The organism is Luteimonas sp. RIT-PG2_3 (assembly GCF_054902115.1).
In genome coordinates this window covers 23380-38825 of sequence record NZ_JBUBPF010000017.1, presented here as the reverse complement: position 1 = coordinate 38825, position 15446 = coordinate 23380, and the positions used below count along the sequence as shown (strand labels likewise).

The window sequence follows — 15446 nt, the reverse complement described above, 5'->3', positions numbered from 1 at the left end:
TCAGGGAATCACCACGATGTCGACGCGACGGCGCGAGCTGTCGCGCAATCCGTCGGCGCCTTCGATGTCCGCCGCCTGGTCGCGGGACGCGGCCTTGACGACGATGCGCCCGGCGTCGATGCCGGACATCACCAGCCACTGCGCGATCATGTCGGCGCGGCTCTGCGCGAGTCCGGCCGGCTCGGCCAGCGTGCGTCCCGAGACGGTGATCGGCGTGGTCGCCGCCCAGCCGGTGATCTCGATGCGGCGGGCCTGGGTGTCGCGCGCGTACAGCACGGCCTGGTTGGTGTAGTAGTCGCCCAGCTGGTAGACGATGAAATCGCTGCCATGGTCGAACGGCACGTGGAAGCTGCGCGTGGCGAACGGCGGGGCCGGGATCTCGCGCGCCTCGTGGATCGGGCGCACGTTGCGCGCGGGCAGCACGAACGCGATGCCCGGATACGTCTCGGCGGGCAGCATCGCGCGCGTGCAGCCTTCGGCCAGCAGCGACACCCGCACCGGCTCCAGCACGATGCCGCCGCAGGTATTGGCCTGCCCGGCGGACACGCGGCCTTCGACCAGGATCGCGCGATTCCAGTCGGGCTTGGTCGGCGACCGGGTGACGTCGTAACGCAGGCCGTCCTCCGGGTTGTCGGCCAGCCAGCAGCCGGATTTGCGCCCGGCGTCGGTGTCGCGATAGATCGGGCAGGCGACGAAGCGCAGCTCGTTCGCCGGTTCCGCCGTGGACACCGCCGCAGCGCACAGCATCAGCGCAGCGCCCAGCATCCCTTGCCTGCCCGCGTTCATAGCGCCTCCATCAGATGCACGAGATCCTGGATCTCCTGTTCGGAGTAGCCGATGTTGTAGCGACGGTCGTAGTACTCGATGACCTCGCGCAGCGTCTTCGCCGAGCCATTGGAGAAGTACGGCGCACGCGCGGCCAGTCCGCGCAGCGTCTGCAGCGTGATCTTGCCGACATCGCTGCATTGCCCCGTGGTCAGCGCAAAGCCGGGGTCATGGGTATGGATGACCTTGCCGTAATGCGGATGCGGCGGGCCGCTGCAGGTGATGCGGAACAGCGGCAGGTGCGGCTGCGAGTCGGCGAACGGTTGCGTCGTGGTGCCGAGGTCGACCTGACCAGGCGCGACGTCCATGCCCATCTGGCTCATGTTGTGGCAGAACGCGCAGCGGTCGCGGACCGGATTGCCGAAGCCGATGCGCGAGTTGATGCCCGAGCTGTCGCTGATCAGGAACGTGCGCTCGCGGAAGTTCTCGGCACCGCGCGCGACCGACTCGCGCCATGCGCGCTGCGCTGGCGTCAGCGTTGGATCCTTGGCGGCATCGGCCCAGGGCTTGAACTCGCTCCACAGCGGCACGCCCTGGCTGCCGAGCCGGCCTGCGGGGGAGTCTCGCAGCATCGCCGGGCCGCCGTGGGCGCCGCCGCCGTCGAGTTCGCCGCCCACGCGCGAGCGCTGCTGGGCGACGTAGATGCGCGATTCGAAATCGGTGATACGGGCGATATCCTCGGCCGACAGCTTGTCGCGGAAGCCCAGGTGCGTCTGCAGCGCGTCGCGGATCTGCGCCTCCAGCGTCAGCGCGCGCCGGTCGGCCAGCAGGTTGCCCGACACCGGCTTGCCGCTGTCGGGATCCAGCGGCAACGGCTGGCTGCGCTTGGGGTCGATCGCGAAGCCCATCGCCAGGATGTACTTGAAGTTGGCGACCGGACGCGGACGGCGATAGACCGAGATCATCGGGTCCTTGGCGTTCAGGCCCCAACGCGGACTGAGGTTGCAGTGCGTTGGGTCGCGCACCACTTCGATCTTGAAGTCCGGCTGGATGAGGCTGCCGTCGTGGTTGCGCGGCGGCCACGGCCGCGCGATGCGGATCAGCCCGTGGTCGAGCAGCAGCGAGTGCGAAGACGCCAGCTCCTGCGGCAGGTCCGGGCAGTTGGAACCGTCGTAGGCGGCGAACAGCGGATCCTTGTACCCGCGCTGCTGCCATTGCGCGCGTGCCGAGGCGACCGACAGGCTCATGCCGTCGGCGGGCTGGTGGCAGGTCACGCAGGCGCGACCGTAGTCACCGATCGGCTCGAAGAAGGGATGGCCGCGCGTCTCCATTGGCCCGTCGACGACCAGCAGGCGCAGGGTGCCGCTGTCGTTGCCGTACTCGGTGGTCTCGGCGAACACCCGGCCTTCGCCGGGCGACCACCAGCGCTGCGGCGCCTGGCTGTAGGACCATGCCGTGGCGATGGCGGCCAGCAGCAGCGCGGCAAGCGTGGCGCGCGCGGCGATGAGGGGCAGGCGGGACGGGCTGGCTGGAGGCATGGGCTCGGGCGGGTCGTTGCGGAGCGCGCGACCCGGCCATCGTGGCCGGGTGGCGATGCGGCGCCGGCGAACCGGCGCGGGGAGGGGCGGTCAGCCGGTCAGCGGAAATCGTAGCGGACGCGGACACCGTAATGACGGGGCGCGCCGTACAGCGTGCCGCCGTCGGCCGACGACGAATTCATCAGCTGCATCGTCGAATAGGTCTCGTCGAAGATGTTGTTGACGAAGGCGTCGAAGCTCAGGTTGTCGTTGTAACGCAGGCTGAGCTTGGCGTCGACGACGCTGCGCGACGAGACCTCGGTGCGGTCGACCGTGAACGGGGTCGCGTAGCTCTTGCTGATGTAGTTCCACTGCAGGCGAGGGCTCAGCAGCTTGTCGCCCAGTTCGATGTCGTACTGGACCCCGGCATTGAACGTGACCTCCGGCGAGAACGGCAGCATGCTGCCGGCCTGCACCAGCTGGTTCTGGTTGGTCAGCGTGTTCTGCAGCAGCGCATCCTCGCCGAACTCCGCCTGCAGCCAGCCCAGGCCGGCATTGATCGACAGGTTGCCGAGCAGGGCCACGGCTTCCAGCTCGAAGCCCATGGCCTCGCCCGAGGCCGCGTTCTGCGTCAGCGGCAGGCCGTTGGCCAGGCTGGCCAGCTGCATGTCGCGATAGTCGGAATAGAACGCCGCGGCGTTCAGGCGCAGGCGGCGGTCGAACAGCGTCGACTTCAGGCCGGCCTCGTAGACGTAGTTGGATTCCGGGCCGTACGCGGGTGCCGCCAGCGGCAGGTTGGCGCCGCCGGCCTTGTAGCCCTTCGACGCCGAGACATAACCCATGATGTCGTCGGTCAGGTCGTAGTTCAGCGCGAGCTTGCCGGTCGTCTGCGAGGACTCGAGCGTGGTCTCGCCGATGCCGCCGGCGCTGGCGATGCGGTTGTAGGACTGGCGGTCCCAACTGCGGCGGACGCCGGCGATCAGTTCGGCGCGCTCGCCCAGGCGTGCATTGGCCTGGCCGAACACCGACTTTGAATTGTTGCGCAGCTCGGTCAGGATCGTCGAGGTCGAGCCGACGAAGTCGACGGTGTGGTTGTTGTCGCGCAGCACCGCGGCCTGGATGCGGCCATCGAGCAGGAAGCCGCCGACCACCCAGTCGATCGGGCCGTTGCCGGTCGAGATCAGGTTGATCTCGTGGATGTGGTTCTTCAGCTCGGTATCGGTGTAGCCGACGCGGCCGACGCCCGGGCGCGGCAGCGCGGTATCGGTGCGATCGCCGTCGGCCTGGTCGGTGGTCGAGCCGTCCTGCCAGCTGCTGAGCCAGCGCAGTTCCAGGGTGTCGTTGAGCGCGTAGTTGATCTCACCCGACAGTCGCGTGCCCTTCTGGCGCATGTACGACAGCGCGTCTTCCTGGATACTGAAGGGATCGCTGCTGACGGTGTCGTTCCAGCGCTTGACGGCGTTGTTGTCGTTGTCGCTGTCGTAGTACTCGCCGCGCAGGTTGAAGCGCAGGCGTGCGTCGAGCCCGCGCACGGCCAGGTTGAAGCGCGCGCCGTGGTAGTCGGTATTGCCCGGCTCGCTGGGACTGCTGCCGGTGTTGCGGGTATAGCTGTCGCGCTTCTCGGTGACCGCGGCCACGCGCAGCGCGACGTTGTCGTTGATGCCGAAGTTGGCGGCGCCGACCGATTTCAGCCAGCCGTAGTCGCCGAACGACTGCTCGAAGTAACCGCTGGTCTCGTCGTGGATCGGTGCCGGCGTGCGCACGTAGATCGCGCCGCCGGTCGAGTTCTGGCCTGTCAGCGTGCCCTGCGGGCCGCGCAGTACTTCGATGGTCTCGATGTCGTAGAAGCTCTGGCCGATCGACTGCTCCTGCGGGATCAGCTGGCCGTCGATGTAGTAGGCGATGCCGGGGCTCGACGTCGGCGCGGTCTGGGCGATGCCGACGCCGCGGATGTTGATGTAGATCGAGCGGTTGACCTGGTTGATCGACACCGACGGCGCGACCTGCATCATGTCGTGCAGGTTGTGGATACCGCGCTTGCTGATGTCCTCGGCGGTGATCACCGTGGCCGCGATCGGCACCTGCTGCAGGCTCTGGTTGCGGCGCTCGGCCGTGACCCTGACTTCATCCAGCGTCTGCACGCGTTCGGCGGTGGCGGCTGGCGGTGGCGTGTCGGTCGCGGCGGCTGCGCCATCGACCGCCTGTGCGGAGGCTGCGCCGGAGAGCGCGGTCAGGATGGCTGCAGACAGCAGGCGCTGTCGGATGTGGCGATGGATCACGGTATGTCCTCCCAAGGGTCGCGTGATGTACGGCAGGCGGGCGGCGTTCGCGCCACCCGCCAAATAGTTCTATTACATAATTGTTTTGATGTTTAAGTTAGTAAAGTTGCAGCGCAGCATCGGCGGCGGAGGGGGTGCGCGGCCGGCGGCCGGCGCGGCTGCGCCTGCGCTCAGATCGGGTAGTGGCGTGGCCCGTTCTGGACGGTGATCCAGCGCAGCTCGGTGAACTCGTGGATGCCGGCCTTGCCACCAAAGCGGCCGTAGCCGCTGGCCTTGGTGCCGCCGAACGGCATCTGCGCCTCGTCGTGCACGGTCGGGCCGTTGATATGGCAAATGCCGGTTTCCAGGCGTGCGGCGACGCGCCAGGCGCGCGAGACATCGCGGCTGAACACGGCCGACGACAGCCCGTACTCGGTGTCGTTGGCGATCCGGACCGCATCCTCCTCGCCACGGGCGCGGACGACGCTGACCACCGCGCCGAACGACTCCTCGGCATAGATGCGCATCTCCGGCGTCACGCCGTCGAGCACCGTCGGCTGCATGATCGCGCCGTCGTAGCGGCCGCCTGCGGCCACCCGCGCTCCCTTGGACACCGCGTCGTCGACAAGCTCGCGGCAGCGCTGCACCGCGTCGACGCTGACCAGCGCGCCGAGCACCGTGCCCTCCGCATGCGGATTGCCGGCCACCAGCGACGTCGCCTTGCGTGCAAGCCGTGCCACGAAATCCTCGGCGATGGCGTCGTCGACGACCAGGCGCTCGGTCGACATGCAAATCTGGCCCTGGTTCATGAACGCGCCGAAGCCGGCCGCATCGACCGCGGCATCGAGGTCGGCGTCATCGAGCACGACGAACGGCGCCTTGCCGCCGAGCTCGAGCACCGCGGGCTTCAGGTGCTCGCCCGACAGCCGGCCGATGATGCGGCCGACGCGCGTGGAGCCGGTGAAGTTGACGCGGCGGACCTTGGGGTGCGCGATCAACGCCTCGACGATCGCGGCCGCGTCTTCGGGCGCATTGGTGATCACGTTGACCACGCCGTCGCCGAGCCCGGCGTCCTGCAGCGCGCTGCCGATCAGTCGGTGCACGCCGGGGCACAGTTCCGAGGCCTTCAGCACCACGGTGTTGCCGCAGGCCAGCGGCATCGCGATCGCGCGCACGCCCAGGATCACCGGCGCATTCCACGGTGCGATGCCGAGCACCACGCCGGCTGGCTGACGCACGGCCAGGGCCAGGCAGTCGGGCACGTTGGACGGGATGACCTCTCCAGCGACCTGGGTCGTCAGCGCCGCGGCTTCGCGCAGGATGTTCGCGGCCAGCGCGACGTTGAAGCCGTACCAGCCGGGCACGGCGCCGGTCTCGGCGACGCCGATGCGGATGAACTCCGGGGTCTTCGCTTCGAGCAGGTCGGCCGCTTTGTTCAGGCGCTTGCGGCGTTCGGCCGGCGACAGCGCCGCCCATGCCGGGAACGCTGCGGCGGCGGCATCGGCGGCGGCGTTGGCATCGTCGATGCTGGCGGCGGCGCTGCGCGTGGCGACCGCGCCGGTCACCGGATCGATGCGGTCGAACGTGCGCGCACCGGAGGCATGGCGGTCCTGGCCGCCGATCAGGAGCTGGAGTTCAAGCATGGTGGGTCTCCACTGGCTGGTGCGTGCGATGCGGCAGCGTCCGTTGGACGTGCCGGCGTCGCGCACGGTTCGCGAAAGGGATGTCAGCCGGCCTGCCGCTTGTAGGTCTGCAGGCCGGGCTTGATGGTCTTGTCGTCGAGGAATTGCTTCAGGCCCTGCTGGCGACCCTTCTCCGGATCGCGATGGTTGGACTGGTCGACCTTGGCGTACAGGTAGTCTTCGTTCTGCTCCCAGGTCAGTTCGCGGCAGCGCTTGAAGCCCTGCTTGGCGTAACGCAGCACCACGGGATTCTTCTGGCGCAGCTCCTGGGCCAGCAGTGTGACTTCCTCGCGCAGGCGGGCACGCGGCACGCTGGCATTGACCAGGCCCATCTGCGCGGCCTTCGGGCCGTCGAAGGTGCGGCCGGTCATCACGTACAGCAGCGCTTCGCGATGGCCGACGGTGTCGGCGAGCGCCTTGCTGACCAGGTTGCCCGGCGGGATGCCCCAGTTGATCTCGGACAGGCCGAACACGGCCTCGTCGGCGGCGATGGCGAGGTCGCAGGCGACCAGCGGCGAGAACGCGCCGCCGAAGCACCAGCCGTTGACCGCGGCGATGGTCGGCTTGCTGTAGAAGCGCAGCAGCTTCCATTGCCATTGCGAACAGTCGCGGCGGATGCGTTCCTGCGCGATCTCGGGCTGGCCATCGATCTCGCGGAAGTATTCCTTCAGGTCCATGCCCGCGGACCAGGACTCGCCGGCGCCGGTCAGCACGACGACTTCGGCGTCGGCGTCGAGTTCCAGCGTTTCCAGCACATCGATCATTTCGCGGTTCAGCGTCGGGCTCATCGCGTTGCGCTTTTCCGGGCGGTTCAACGTGACCCAGGCGACGCCGTCATCGATCGCGACGTCCACCGTGGTCCAGCGGTCCTTGTAGTCGGCCATGTCGTTCGTACTTCCTGTCTGAGGGGGATCGAGGTTATGTTCACTCAAAAACAATTATAGTCAATAATTAATTTTCGTGGGATAGTCCGGAGGCCGTGATTTCCCGGGAAAAGTGCTGCATTGCAGCAATTCACGGACTCGAAAACATGCGTTGCGAACGGCCGCGACGCACTCACACAATGGCCCGCGCATTCAGCGTCGGCGGCGCGAACGGGAGGAGCGAATGGCGATTCAATCTGCGATGGGCACGACAGCGGACGGACAGCAGCGACGCAGCTGGCTGACCGTCGCGATGTGCTGCCTGGTGGCGGTGTTCGAAGGGTTCGACCTGCAGGCGGCCGGTGTCGCCGCGCCCAAGCTGATCCCGGTGTTCGGGCTGGATCCAGCGCAGTTGGGCTGGTTCTTCAGCGCCAGCACGTTCGGGCTGATGCTCGGCGCGGTGTTTGGCGGTCGCCTGTCGGACCGCTTCGGACGCAAGCGCGTGCTGATCGCATCGGTCGCGGTGTTCGGACTGCTGTCGGTGCTGACCGCACTGTCGACCACGGTCGATCATCTGCTGATCACGCGCTTCCTGACCGGCGTCGGCCTTGGCGGTGCATTGCCGAACCTGATCGCGCTGGTGGCCGAGAACACGCCCGCGCGCCATCGCAACCTGGTCGTGGGCATGTTGTATGCGGGACTGCCGGCAGGCGGTGCGCTGGCGGCGTTGACCAGCCTGGCCGGCGCGCATCCGGAAAGCTGGACGGCGGTGTTCTATGTCGGCGGCCTCGCGCCGCTGGCTCTGACGATCCCGTTGATGCTGTTCCTGCCGGAGTCGCGCGCGATCGAGCGCGTGCAGCGCAGCGACACCGCGACCGCGCGACAGGGCTTCGCGACGGCGCTGTTCTCGGAAGGGCGGCTGGCGCCAACGCTGCTGCTGTGGGTCGGCTTCTTCCTGGCGCTGCTGACGATGTACCTGCTGCTGAACTGGTTGCCGTCGTTGCTGATCGAACGCGGACTCGCGCGCGGCGATGCCTCCTGGGTGCAGATGGCCTTCAATGTGGGCGGCGTCATCGCCAGCATCGCGGTCGGCAAGCTGATGGACGGTTCGCGGCGCGGGCTGACGATCATCGCCACCTTCTCGGCGACCGTCGTCGCCCTGGCGGCGCTGTCGAGCGTGCCCACGGTGTTCGCCCTGCTGCTGCTGGTCGGCGCTGCGGTCGGTGCGACCGTCTCCGGCACCCAGACCATCCTCTACGCGATGGCACCGAGCGCGTACCCGGCACGCGTGCGCGGCACCGGCGTCGGCAGCGCAGTGTCGGTCGGTCGCCTGGGCTCGGCGGCAGGGCCGATCCTGGCCGCGGTGCTGCTCGGTTCCGGGCAGAGCGGCACCCAGGTCATCCTGACGCTGGCGCCGATCATCCTGGTGGCCGGCGTGGTCACGCTGGTGCTGATGAAGTACACCGTCGCCCGAGACGAATGATGTCGCCTTGCAGGACGGGCGGGTGATTGCGACCGGGTGAGCGGGGCGGCGTCAGCAGGGCTGCTTTGAGCAGGGCAAGCTGCCGACATGTGCCCGCTAGAGCAGCGGGCGAAGCTCGCGCGAGGCTTCCTGGAGCAAGGACAGTACGTCGCGCAGGCGCTGCTGCGGCGTGTGCAGCCGCAGCGGGGCGATCGCGTTCAGTGCCGCGTGCATGCGGCCGTGGGCGTCGTCCAACGGCACCGCGAGCGCATGCACGCCCAGCTCGTGCTGCTCGCTGGACAGGCAGTGGCCGGCCTTGCGGATGCGCGCGATCTCGGCACGCAGCTTGCGCGGATCGGTCTGCGTATGCGGCGTCAGCCGCGCCAGCGGCCGCGACGTGCCGCTGGCATCGTGTCGTGCCAGCCAGGCATCGACGGCGTCGCGCTCCCAGCTTGCCAGCACCAGCTTGCCGGTGGAGGTCGCGTGCAGCGGCATCCTGGCCCCGAGGTACATGCCGTGCACCATGGTCCGCTGGCTGACCTGGGGCGGCGCGCTGCGCGCGATGACCACGACATCGTCGCCATCGCTGACGACCACCGAGCATGAGCAGCCGGTCTGAGTGGCCAGGCGATCGAGCAACGGCTGCGCGAGACGCGGCAGGCGTGCCGACGCCAGGTAGCTTCCGGACAGTCGCAGAACCTTCGGCGTCAGCCAGTACCAGTGCCCGTCCGTTTCCAGGAAACCCAGATGCACCAGCGTCAGCAGGTGCCGGCGCGCGGAGGCGCGGGTCAGGCCCGCGCGTTCGGCGGCCTGCGTCGAATTCAGGCGCTGGCGATGGGTGTCGAAACTCTCGAGCACGGCCATGCCCTTGGCCATCCCTTCGATGAAATCCGCGCGTGCGATGCCGTTGCCGGCGCGTTCGGCGCCGGAAGCGGGGGCAGCAGTTGTGCGATTAACGCGCATCGGGTTCGATAATCGCACAGATTCGTGCGCGGGTGGATGCCCGCGCGCCCCCCGGCGCCTAGCGTGTCGGGAACGTTGGATGGAAGGTGTGACGCATGCGTACCAGGGTCGTCATCGTCGGCGCGGGGCCATCGGGCCTGCTGCTGGGACAGTTGCTGCACAAGGCCGGGATCGACAATGTGATCCTGGAACGGCAGACCCCCGATTACGTGCGTGGGCGGATCCGCGCCGGCGTGCTTGAGCAGGTGACCGTAGAGCTGATGGACGAGGTCGGCATCGGCGCGCGCATGCGCGAGGAGGGGCTGGTGCATGGTGGGGTCGCGCTGCTGTTCGGCGGCCAGCGCCACCGCATCGACCTGGCGCGACAGAGCGATGGCCGTACGGTCACGGTCTACGGCCAGACCGAGCTGACCCGCGACCTGATGGATGCGCGCGAGGCCAGCGGGCAGGCCTCGGTCTATTCCGCGTCCGATGTCGTTCTGCACGATTTCGACACGCGTGCGCCGCGCGTCAGCTATGTCCAAGACGGCAAGCGCCACGAGATCGCCTGCGACTTCATCGCCGGCTGCGACGGTTTCCATGGCGTCAGCCGCGCCAGCGTGCCGGTGGACGCGGTCACCACCTACGAGAAGATCTATCCGTTCGGCTGGCTGGGCATGTTGTCGGACACGCCGCCGGTGTCGGGCGAGCTGATCTACGTCAACAGTCCGCGCGGCTTTGCGCTGTGCTCGCAGCGCAGCGCCACGCGCAGCCGCTACTACCTGCAGGTGCCGCTGACCGACCGCGTCGAGGCCTGGTCGGACGAGCGCTTCTGGCAGGAGCTGCGGCAGCGCCTGGATGGCGAGGCCAACGGTGCGCTGGTGACCGGCCCGTCGCTGGAGAAGAGCATCGCGCCGTTGCGCAGCTTCGTCGCCGAGCCGCTGCGTTTCGGCCGGCTGTTCCTGGCCGGCGATGCCGCGCACATCGTGCCGCCGACCGGCGCGAAGGGACTGAACCTCGCGGCGGCCGACGTGAAGTACCTGTCCAGCGCCTTCGACACGTTCTACAACGCGCGCAGCGAGTCCGGCATCGACACCTACTCGCAACGCTGCCTGGCCAGGATCTGGAAGGCCGAGCGCTTCTCGTGGTGGCTGACGCGGCTGATGCACCGCTTCCCCGACGATGCCGCGATCGAGCAGCGTTTCCAGCAGGCCGAGCTCGACTACCTGGTCAGGAGCGAGGCAGGGCAGCGCACGTTCGCGGAGAACTACGTCGGGCTGCCGCTCGACTTCTGAGCGCCTGGCCACGATCCGTCGCGGGCAGGTTCCAAGCGCTGTCGGAATTGTGCGGACGCCCGGCGCGACCCCGGCGGCGTCGCGGCGTCAGCGTGCGCGCGCCTCGTCGCCCAGCAGTTGGCGTGCCGCCTGCACCGTGTTGGCCAGCAGGCAGGCGATCGTCATCGGGCCGACGCCGCCGGGCACCGGCGTGACCGCCGCGGCATGGTCGAGTTCGGCGGTCGCGCAGTCGCCGACCAGTCGCGGCTTGCCGTCGGCGTCGGTGATGCGGTTGATGCCGACATCGATGACGATCGCGCCGGGCTTGACCCAGTCGCCACGGACCAGGCCGGGACTGCCGGCGGCGACCACGACGATGTCGGCGCCGCGCACGATGTCGGGCAGGTTGCGCGTCAGCAGGTGGGTGACCGTCACCGTGCATTCGCGTTCGAGCAGCAGCAGCGCGACCGGCTTGCCGACGATGTTCGACTTGCCGATGACCACCGCCTTGAGGCCGCGATAGTCCGCGACCACGGTGTCGAGCAGCTTGATGCAGCCCAACGGCGTGCATGGCGTCAGCCCGCCGCCGGCGCCGGTCGACAGTCGGCCGACATTGACCGGATGGAAGCCGTCGACATCCTTGGCCGGCGAGATTGCGCCGAGCACGCTGCCGGCATCGATCTGCGCCGGCAATGGCAATTGCACCAGGATGCCGTGCACGTCGGCATCGGCATTGAGCGCGGCGATCAGCGCCAGCAGCGTGTGCTGCGCGGTGTCGTCCGACAGGCGATGCTCGATCGAGCGGATGCCGGCCTTGCGGCATTGCGCGATCTTGCGGTTGACGTAGACCTGGCTCGCGGGATCGTGGCCGACCAGTACGACCGCCAGTCCGGGCGCCCGACCGTGGCGGTCCTGCAGCGCGCGGACGTCGGTCGCGATGTCGTTGACCAGTCGCGCCGCGATGGCCTTGCCGTCGATGAGCTGTGCCATGGGGGTCGACTCGGAACCTGTTCAAGACCTGTCGCGAAGGCTGACAGGGAGAGTGTGGTGACGTGCGAAACGCGCGCGTCATGTATGGATGCGTGGGCGTCGCGGTCGTGCGCGCGCCCGCTGCCAGGCGCGGTACGCGCGTGGACGGGTTCTCAGAAGACCACGGTCCTGCTGCCGTTGAGCAGGACCCGGTCGTCGAGGTGGTAGTGCACCGCGCGCGCAAGCACGCGGCGCTCGATGTCGCGGCCCTTGCGGACCAGGTCGTCGGCATTGTCGGCGTGGGTGATGGTCTCGACGTCCTGCACGATGATCGGGCCTTCATCGAGGTCGGAAGTCACGTAGTGCGCGGTCGCGCCGATCATCTTGACGCCGCGCGCGTAGGCCTGGTGATAGGGCTTGGCACCCTTGAAGCCGGGCAGGAAGCTGTGGTGGATGTTGATGCAGCGCCCGGACAGGTAGCGCGAGAAATCATCGGACAGGATCTGCATGTAGCGCGCCAGCACGACCAGCTCGGTGCCGGTGTCCTCGATCAGCTGCTTGATGCGGGCTTCCTGTTCGGGCTTGCTGTCCTTGTCGATCGGCAGGTGGTGGAACGGGATGTCGCCGATCAGCGAGATGTTCAGGGCTTCGCGCGGATGGTTGGAGACGATGCCGACCACGTCCATGTTCAGTTCGCCGATGCGCAGGCGGTACAGCAGGTCGCCGAGGCAATGGTCGAAGCGCGACACCATCAGCAGCACCTTCTTGCGATGGTCGCGCGCGCGCAGCTGCCAGCGCATGCCGGGGGAGGCGACGGTCGCGGCGAAATGTGCGCGGATCTTCTCGACATCGCCATCGGGCGAGACGTCGAAGACCACGCGCATGAAGAAGGTCCTGGTCTTGAGGTCGTCGAACTGCTGCGCTTCGAGGATGTTGCCGCCGTTGTCGAACAACAAGGTGGCGACGGCCGCGACCAGGCCGGGTTTGTCCTTGCAGGAAAGCGTCAGGATCTGCGCATTGCTCACGGCGGGAGGTTCCTGGGATCTTGGGTTCGTGGAGGGCCGCCTGTCCGCAAGCGGCGGACAGGGCGACACGGGCCGCGCGCATGCCGCGGCGGCGGGAAATCGGCTGCACGCTGGCGCGGCAGCCCTTGCCATTGCGATGCCGCAGGAAGCCACCGGGCGGTGGCTTCCCGTGCTGGCGCGGCGCTGGAGCGGGCCGGTTGCGCCGGACCGTCAGCGTCGGCCAGTCGCGCGATCAGTCGCGCGAGGTGCGCCAGCTGCCTTCGTACTCTTCGCGCGCGGTGCGCGAGTACGGCACCGGGCTGACGACCACGCGGACTTCGAGCTGCTTGTGTGGCTCGACTGTGGTCTTCCTGGTGCCGCCGTTCTCTTCGCCCCAGACCACGCGCAGCTCGGTGCCGAGCGGGATCTCGTGGTCGATCGTCGCCAGCGACAGCGCGGTCTTCTCGTTGTAGCTGTAGCCGGTGAACATCGACATGCCCACGGTGCGGCCATTGCCGTCGATGACGCGATCGGCATTGGTCGAGGCGTAGTTGGCCAGCGGCAGGTCGAAGAACTTGTACTGCTCGCCATCGGGGTCGAACAGCGAAGCGAAGATCTTCGCCATGTCCTCGGCGTTCCAGGCCAGCGTGACCTTGGCGCGCTGGTGGGTCTTGTCGAGGGCTTCGAGCGCCTCGCGGCCGATGAAGTCATGGTCGAACTTCACGAACGGGCCGTAGCCGATCTCGTACGGGTTGACGTAGTAATCCTCGATGTTGTCCGACACCAGGCTGCCGCCGATCGCGCCGGTGGCCTCGTAGCTGTCGGCGCCCAGCCATTCGCGGTAGGCCTTGAGCTTGTCGCCGGTGTAGATACCCGGCAGCGGCGACGGGATCCAGCCCGATTCGAGCGTGTTGGACGGATAGGCGCGGCTGCCGCACTGGACCAGTCCGAACTCCTTGCCGGCTTCGACGATGGCGGCGCGGATCTCTTCGCGCTCTTCGTACGGGCCCCACAGTTCCAGGCCCGGCGCGCCGGACATGCCGTGGCGCAGCGTGCGCACCTTGCGGCCGGCGATGTTCATCTCGCTCATGTGGAAGAACTTCAGCTTCTCCAGCGGACCGCCGTGCAGCTTCTCGATGATCGCCCAGGCATTCGGACCCTGGATCTGGAAGCGCCAGAACACGCGCTTGACCGGCTTGCCCATCGGGCGCGACGGCGAGCGGTCGTCCTTCTCGATGGTGACGTCGTAACCGCCGGTCTCGGCCTGGTACATCAGCCAGTTGGCGGCCGGCGCGCGACCGACATAGACGAATTCTTCCTCGGCCAGGTAGAACAGGATGCCGTCGCCGATGACGTGGCCGTACGGGGTGACCGGCACGTACTGCTTGGCCTGGTTGACCTTGAAGTTCTTGGTCGAGTTGATCGCGGTATCGCTGATCAGCTTCAGCGCATCCTTGCCGCGGATGAACAGGTCCACCATGTGGTGCGACTGGTCGAACAGCACCGCGCTGTGCTGCCAGGCCCACTGCTCGGAACGCCAGTTGGTGAATTCGGGCGCGACCACCGGATACACGTAGGCGCCGATCTGCGAGTTGCGCAGCATCTCCACGGGATTGCCAGCGGCCTGGATCGCTTGTTCGAGGTTTTTCCAGCTCATGGGTGTCTCTCTGTCTGTGTGTTCGTCGGGGGTGGTGTCGGTGTCTGCGTCATCGGGCGTGCGTGGGATGCATGCGGCCTTACGACGCAAGGGGCGGGCAGCGCTGGCTCAGATCCCGTGTTCCTGCTTGAAGCGGGTGACCCAGTCGATGGTTTTGGTGAAGCCGCCGAAGGCGTAGAAATGCAGGTGGACCTTGCCGAGGTCGGCGGTGTCGAGTCCCTGCGCCAGTTCCAGGATCAGCGGGTCAGGGCCGGCGGTGTTGAGCAGCTTGGTCAGCGACAGGCCGTACTTGGACATGACCTTGGCCGACGCGCCAACGCCGCAGCGCGCCGCGTACTTGAGCAGGGTCCTGACGCTGGCCGGGCCGGACACGCCGACCCAGGCCGGCAACGTCACATCGCGCTCGCGCAGCTGCTGCAGCCAGACCAGGATGCGTTCTGCATCGAACCCGAACTGGGTCATGATCGAAGCATCGAGGCCGCGTGCGGCGAGCTCGTCGCGCTTGTCGAGCATCGCGCGCCACAGCGCCTCGTCGGCGATGCCGGGATGGCCTTCGGGATAGCCGGAGATGCCGACGTGCTTGAAGCCGTACTTCTCCAGCAGGCCGGAGCGGATGATCGCCAGCGCATCGGCATAGGGGCCAGCGGCCTGCGGCAGGTCGCCGGCGATGACGAAGGCGTGGTCGGCATAGGCCAGCTCGGCCAGCGACTCGAGGAAGCTCTCCAGTTCCGCCGTCGAGCCCAGGCGTCGCGCGGAGATATGCGGGACCGGCACGAAGCCGAGCCGGCGCACGGCCATGGCCGCGGTCAGTCGCGCCTTGGCGTCCTCGCCCGGCAGGAAGGTCACCGAGATCCGCGTGCCCTTGGGGATGCAGTGCGCGGCGCGCTCCAGGTCCGGGATGTCCTTGGCGGTCATCTCGAACGAGTAGGTGCCCAGCAGCGAGGCCAGGGCGGTGCCGATGACGGGAGGCGTAGTGGCGAGAGCAGGGGGCATGAGGATGGGTCGATCTGTGATGTATACAGAAGGTATACATCAAATCGGGCCGTGTCATGC

12 protein-coding genes are annotated in these 15446 nt (G+C 67.9%); 2 read left to right on the top strand and 10 right to left on the bottom strand.

The features are described 5' to 3' along the window. The 5 genes from ACYX7E_RS17850 to ACYX7E_RS17830 all read right to left on the bottom strand — a co-directional run bounded on the left by ACYX7E_RS17850 (position 1) and on the right by ACYX7E_RS17830 (position 7106). Complete coding sequence (locus ACYX7E_RS17850; RefSeq protein WP_462081958.1) at positions 1-786, bottom strand: OmpA family protein; 786 nt, start codon at positions 784-786, stop codon at positions 1-3. Beyond that, positions 783-2303 (bottom strand): hypothetical protein, encoded by a 1521-nt coding sequence (locus ACYX7E_RS17845; RefSeq protein WP_462081957.1) that lies wholly within the window; start codon positions 2301-2303, stop codon positions 783-785. Before ACYX7E_RS17845 ends, ACYX7E_RS17850 begins: the two co-directional genes overlap by 4 nt. A gap of 98 nt (positions 2304-2401) precedes the next feature. Continuing rightward, the gene (locus ACYX7E_RS17840) at positions 2402-4561 is read right to left on the bottom strand and encodes a TonB-dependent receptor (protein ID WP_462081956.1); all 2160 of its coding nucleotides are present in this window, start codon (positions 4559-4561) and stop codon (positions 2402-2404) included. Between the two features lie 170 nt (positions 4562-4731). After that, on the bottom strand, positions 4732-6183 hold the full coding sequence (locus ACYX7E_RS17835) for an aldehyde dehydrogenase (RefSeq protein ID WP_462081955.1): 1452 nt from the start codon (positions 6181-6183) through the stop codon (positions 4732-4734). An 83-nt stretch (positions 6184-6266) separates the two neighbouring features. After that, positions 6267-7106: a p-hydroxycinnamoyl CoA hydratase/lyase gene (locus ACYX7E_RS17830; protein WP_462081954.1), complete on the bottom strand. Its 840-nt coding sequence runs from the start codon at positions 7104-7106 to the stop codon at positions 6267-6269. A gap of 223 nt (positions 7107-7329) precedes the next feature. Here ACYX7E_RS17830 and mhpT point away from each other — a divergent pair, with 223 nt between their 5' ends. After that, positions 7330-8568, top strand: coding sequence for a 3-(3-hydroxy-phenyl)propionate transporter MhpT (gene mhpT / locus ACYX7E_RS17825; RefSeq protein ID WP_462081953.1), 1239 nt, complete (start codon positions 7330-7332; stop codon positions 8566-8568). A gap of 96 nt (positions 8569-8664) precedes the next feature. Here the strand turns inward: mhpT and ACYX7E_RS17820 are convergent, their stop codons facing one another. After that, a complete protein-coding gene (locus ACYX7E_RS17820; RefSeq protein ID WP_462081952.1) occupies positions 8665-9510 on the bottom strand; it encodes an IclR family transcriptional regulator domain-containing protein in 846 nt (281 codons plus the stop codon). A 95-nt stretch (positions 9511-9605) separates the two neighbouring features. Here ACYX7E_RS17820 and pobA point away from each other — a divergent pair, with 95 nt between their 5' ends. Further along, positions 9606-10784, top strand: coding sequence for a 4-hydroxybenzoate 3-monooxygenase (gene pobA / locus ACYX7E_RS17815; RefSeq protein ID WP_462081951.1), 1179 nt, complete (start codon positions 9606-9608; stop codon positions 10782-10784). Positions 10785-10871: 87 nt separating this feature from the next. Here the strand turns inward: pobA and ACYX7E_RS17810 are convergent, their stop codons facing one another. The 4 genes from ACYX7E_RS17810 to ACYX7E_RS17795 form a co-directional block, all read right to left on the bottom strand. Next, positions 10872-11753, bottom strand: coding sequence for a bifunctional 5,10-methylenetetrahydrofolate dehydrogenase/5,10-methenyltetrahydrofolate cyclohydrolase (locus ACYX7E_RS17810; protein WP_462081950.1), 882 nt, complete (start codon positions 11751-11753; stop codon positions 10872-10874). 152 nt (positions 11754-11905) lie between these two features. Beyond that, positions 11906-12757, bottom strand: coding sequence for a formyltetrahydrofolate deformylase (purU, locus tag ACYX7E_RS17805; protein WP_462081949.1), 852 nt, complete (start codon positions 12755-12757; stop codon positions 11906-11908). A gap of 232 nt (positions 12758-12989) precedes the next feature. Continuing rightward, positions 12990-14393 (bottom strand): vanillate/3-O-methylgallate O-demethylase, encoded by a 1404-nt coding sequence (gene ligM / locus ACYX7E_RS17800; RefSeq protein WP_462081948.1) that lies wholly within the window; start codon positions 14391-14393, stop codon positions 12990-12992. Between the two features lie 108 nt (positions 14394-14501). Then, positions 14502-15386, bottom strand: a complete 885-nt coding sequence (locus ACYX7E_RS17795; protein WP_462081947.1) for a methylenetetrahydrofolate reductase — start codon at positions 15384-15386, stop codon at positions 14502-14504. Between the last annotated feature and the right edge of the window lie 60 nt (positions 15387-15446).

What these genes read in the sequence shown, in the direction of transcription:
- ACYX7E_RS17850 (WP_462081958.1), bottom strand. Translation starts at nt 786, where the DNA reads ATGAACGCGGGCAGGCAAGGGATGCTGGGCGCTGCGCTGATGCTGTGC.
- ACYX7E_RS17845 (WP_462081957.1), bottom strand. Translation starts at nt 2,303, where the DNA reads ATGCCTCCAGCCAGCCCGTCCCGCCTGCCCCTCATCGCCGCGCGCGCC.
- ACYX7E_RS17835 (WP_462081955.1), bottom strand. Translation starts at nt 6,183, where the DNA reads ATGCTTGAACTCCAGCTCCTGATCGGCGGCCAGGACCGCCATGCCTCC.
- ACYX7E_RS17830 (WP_462081954.1), bottom strand. Translation starts at nt 7,106, where the DNA reads ATGGCCGACTACAAGGACCGCTGGACCACGGTGGACGTCGCGATCGAT.
- mhpT (WP_462081953.1), top strand. Translation starts at nt 7,330, where the DNA reads ATGGCGATTCAATCTGCGATGGGCACGACAGCGGACGGACAGCAGCGA.
- ACYX7E_RS17820 (WP_462081952.1), bottom strand. Translation starts at nt 9,510, where the DNA reads ATGCGCGTTAATCGCACAACTGCTGCCCCCGCTTCCGGCGCCGAACGC.
- pobA (WP_462081951.1), top strand. Translation starts at nt 9,606, where the DNA reads ATGCGTACCAGGGTCGTCATCGTCGGCGCGGGGCCATCGGGCCTGCTG.
- ACYX7E_RS17810 (WP_462081950.1), bottom strand. Translation starts at nt 11,753, where the DNA reads ATGGCACAGCTCATCGACGGCAAGGCCATCGCGGCGCGACTGGTCAAC.
- ligM (WP_462081948.1), bottom strand. Translation starts at nt 14,393, where the DNA reads ATGAGCTGGAAAAACCTCGAACAAGCGATCCAGGCCGCTGGCAATCCC.
- ACYX7E_RS17795 (WP_462081947.1), bottom strand. Translation starts at nt 15,386, where the DNA reads ATGCCCCCTGCTCTCGCCACTACGCCTCCCGTCATCGGCACCGCCCTG.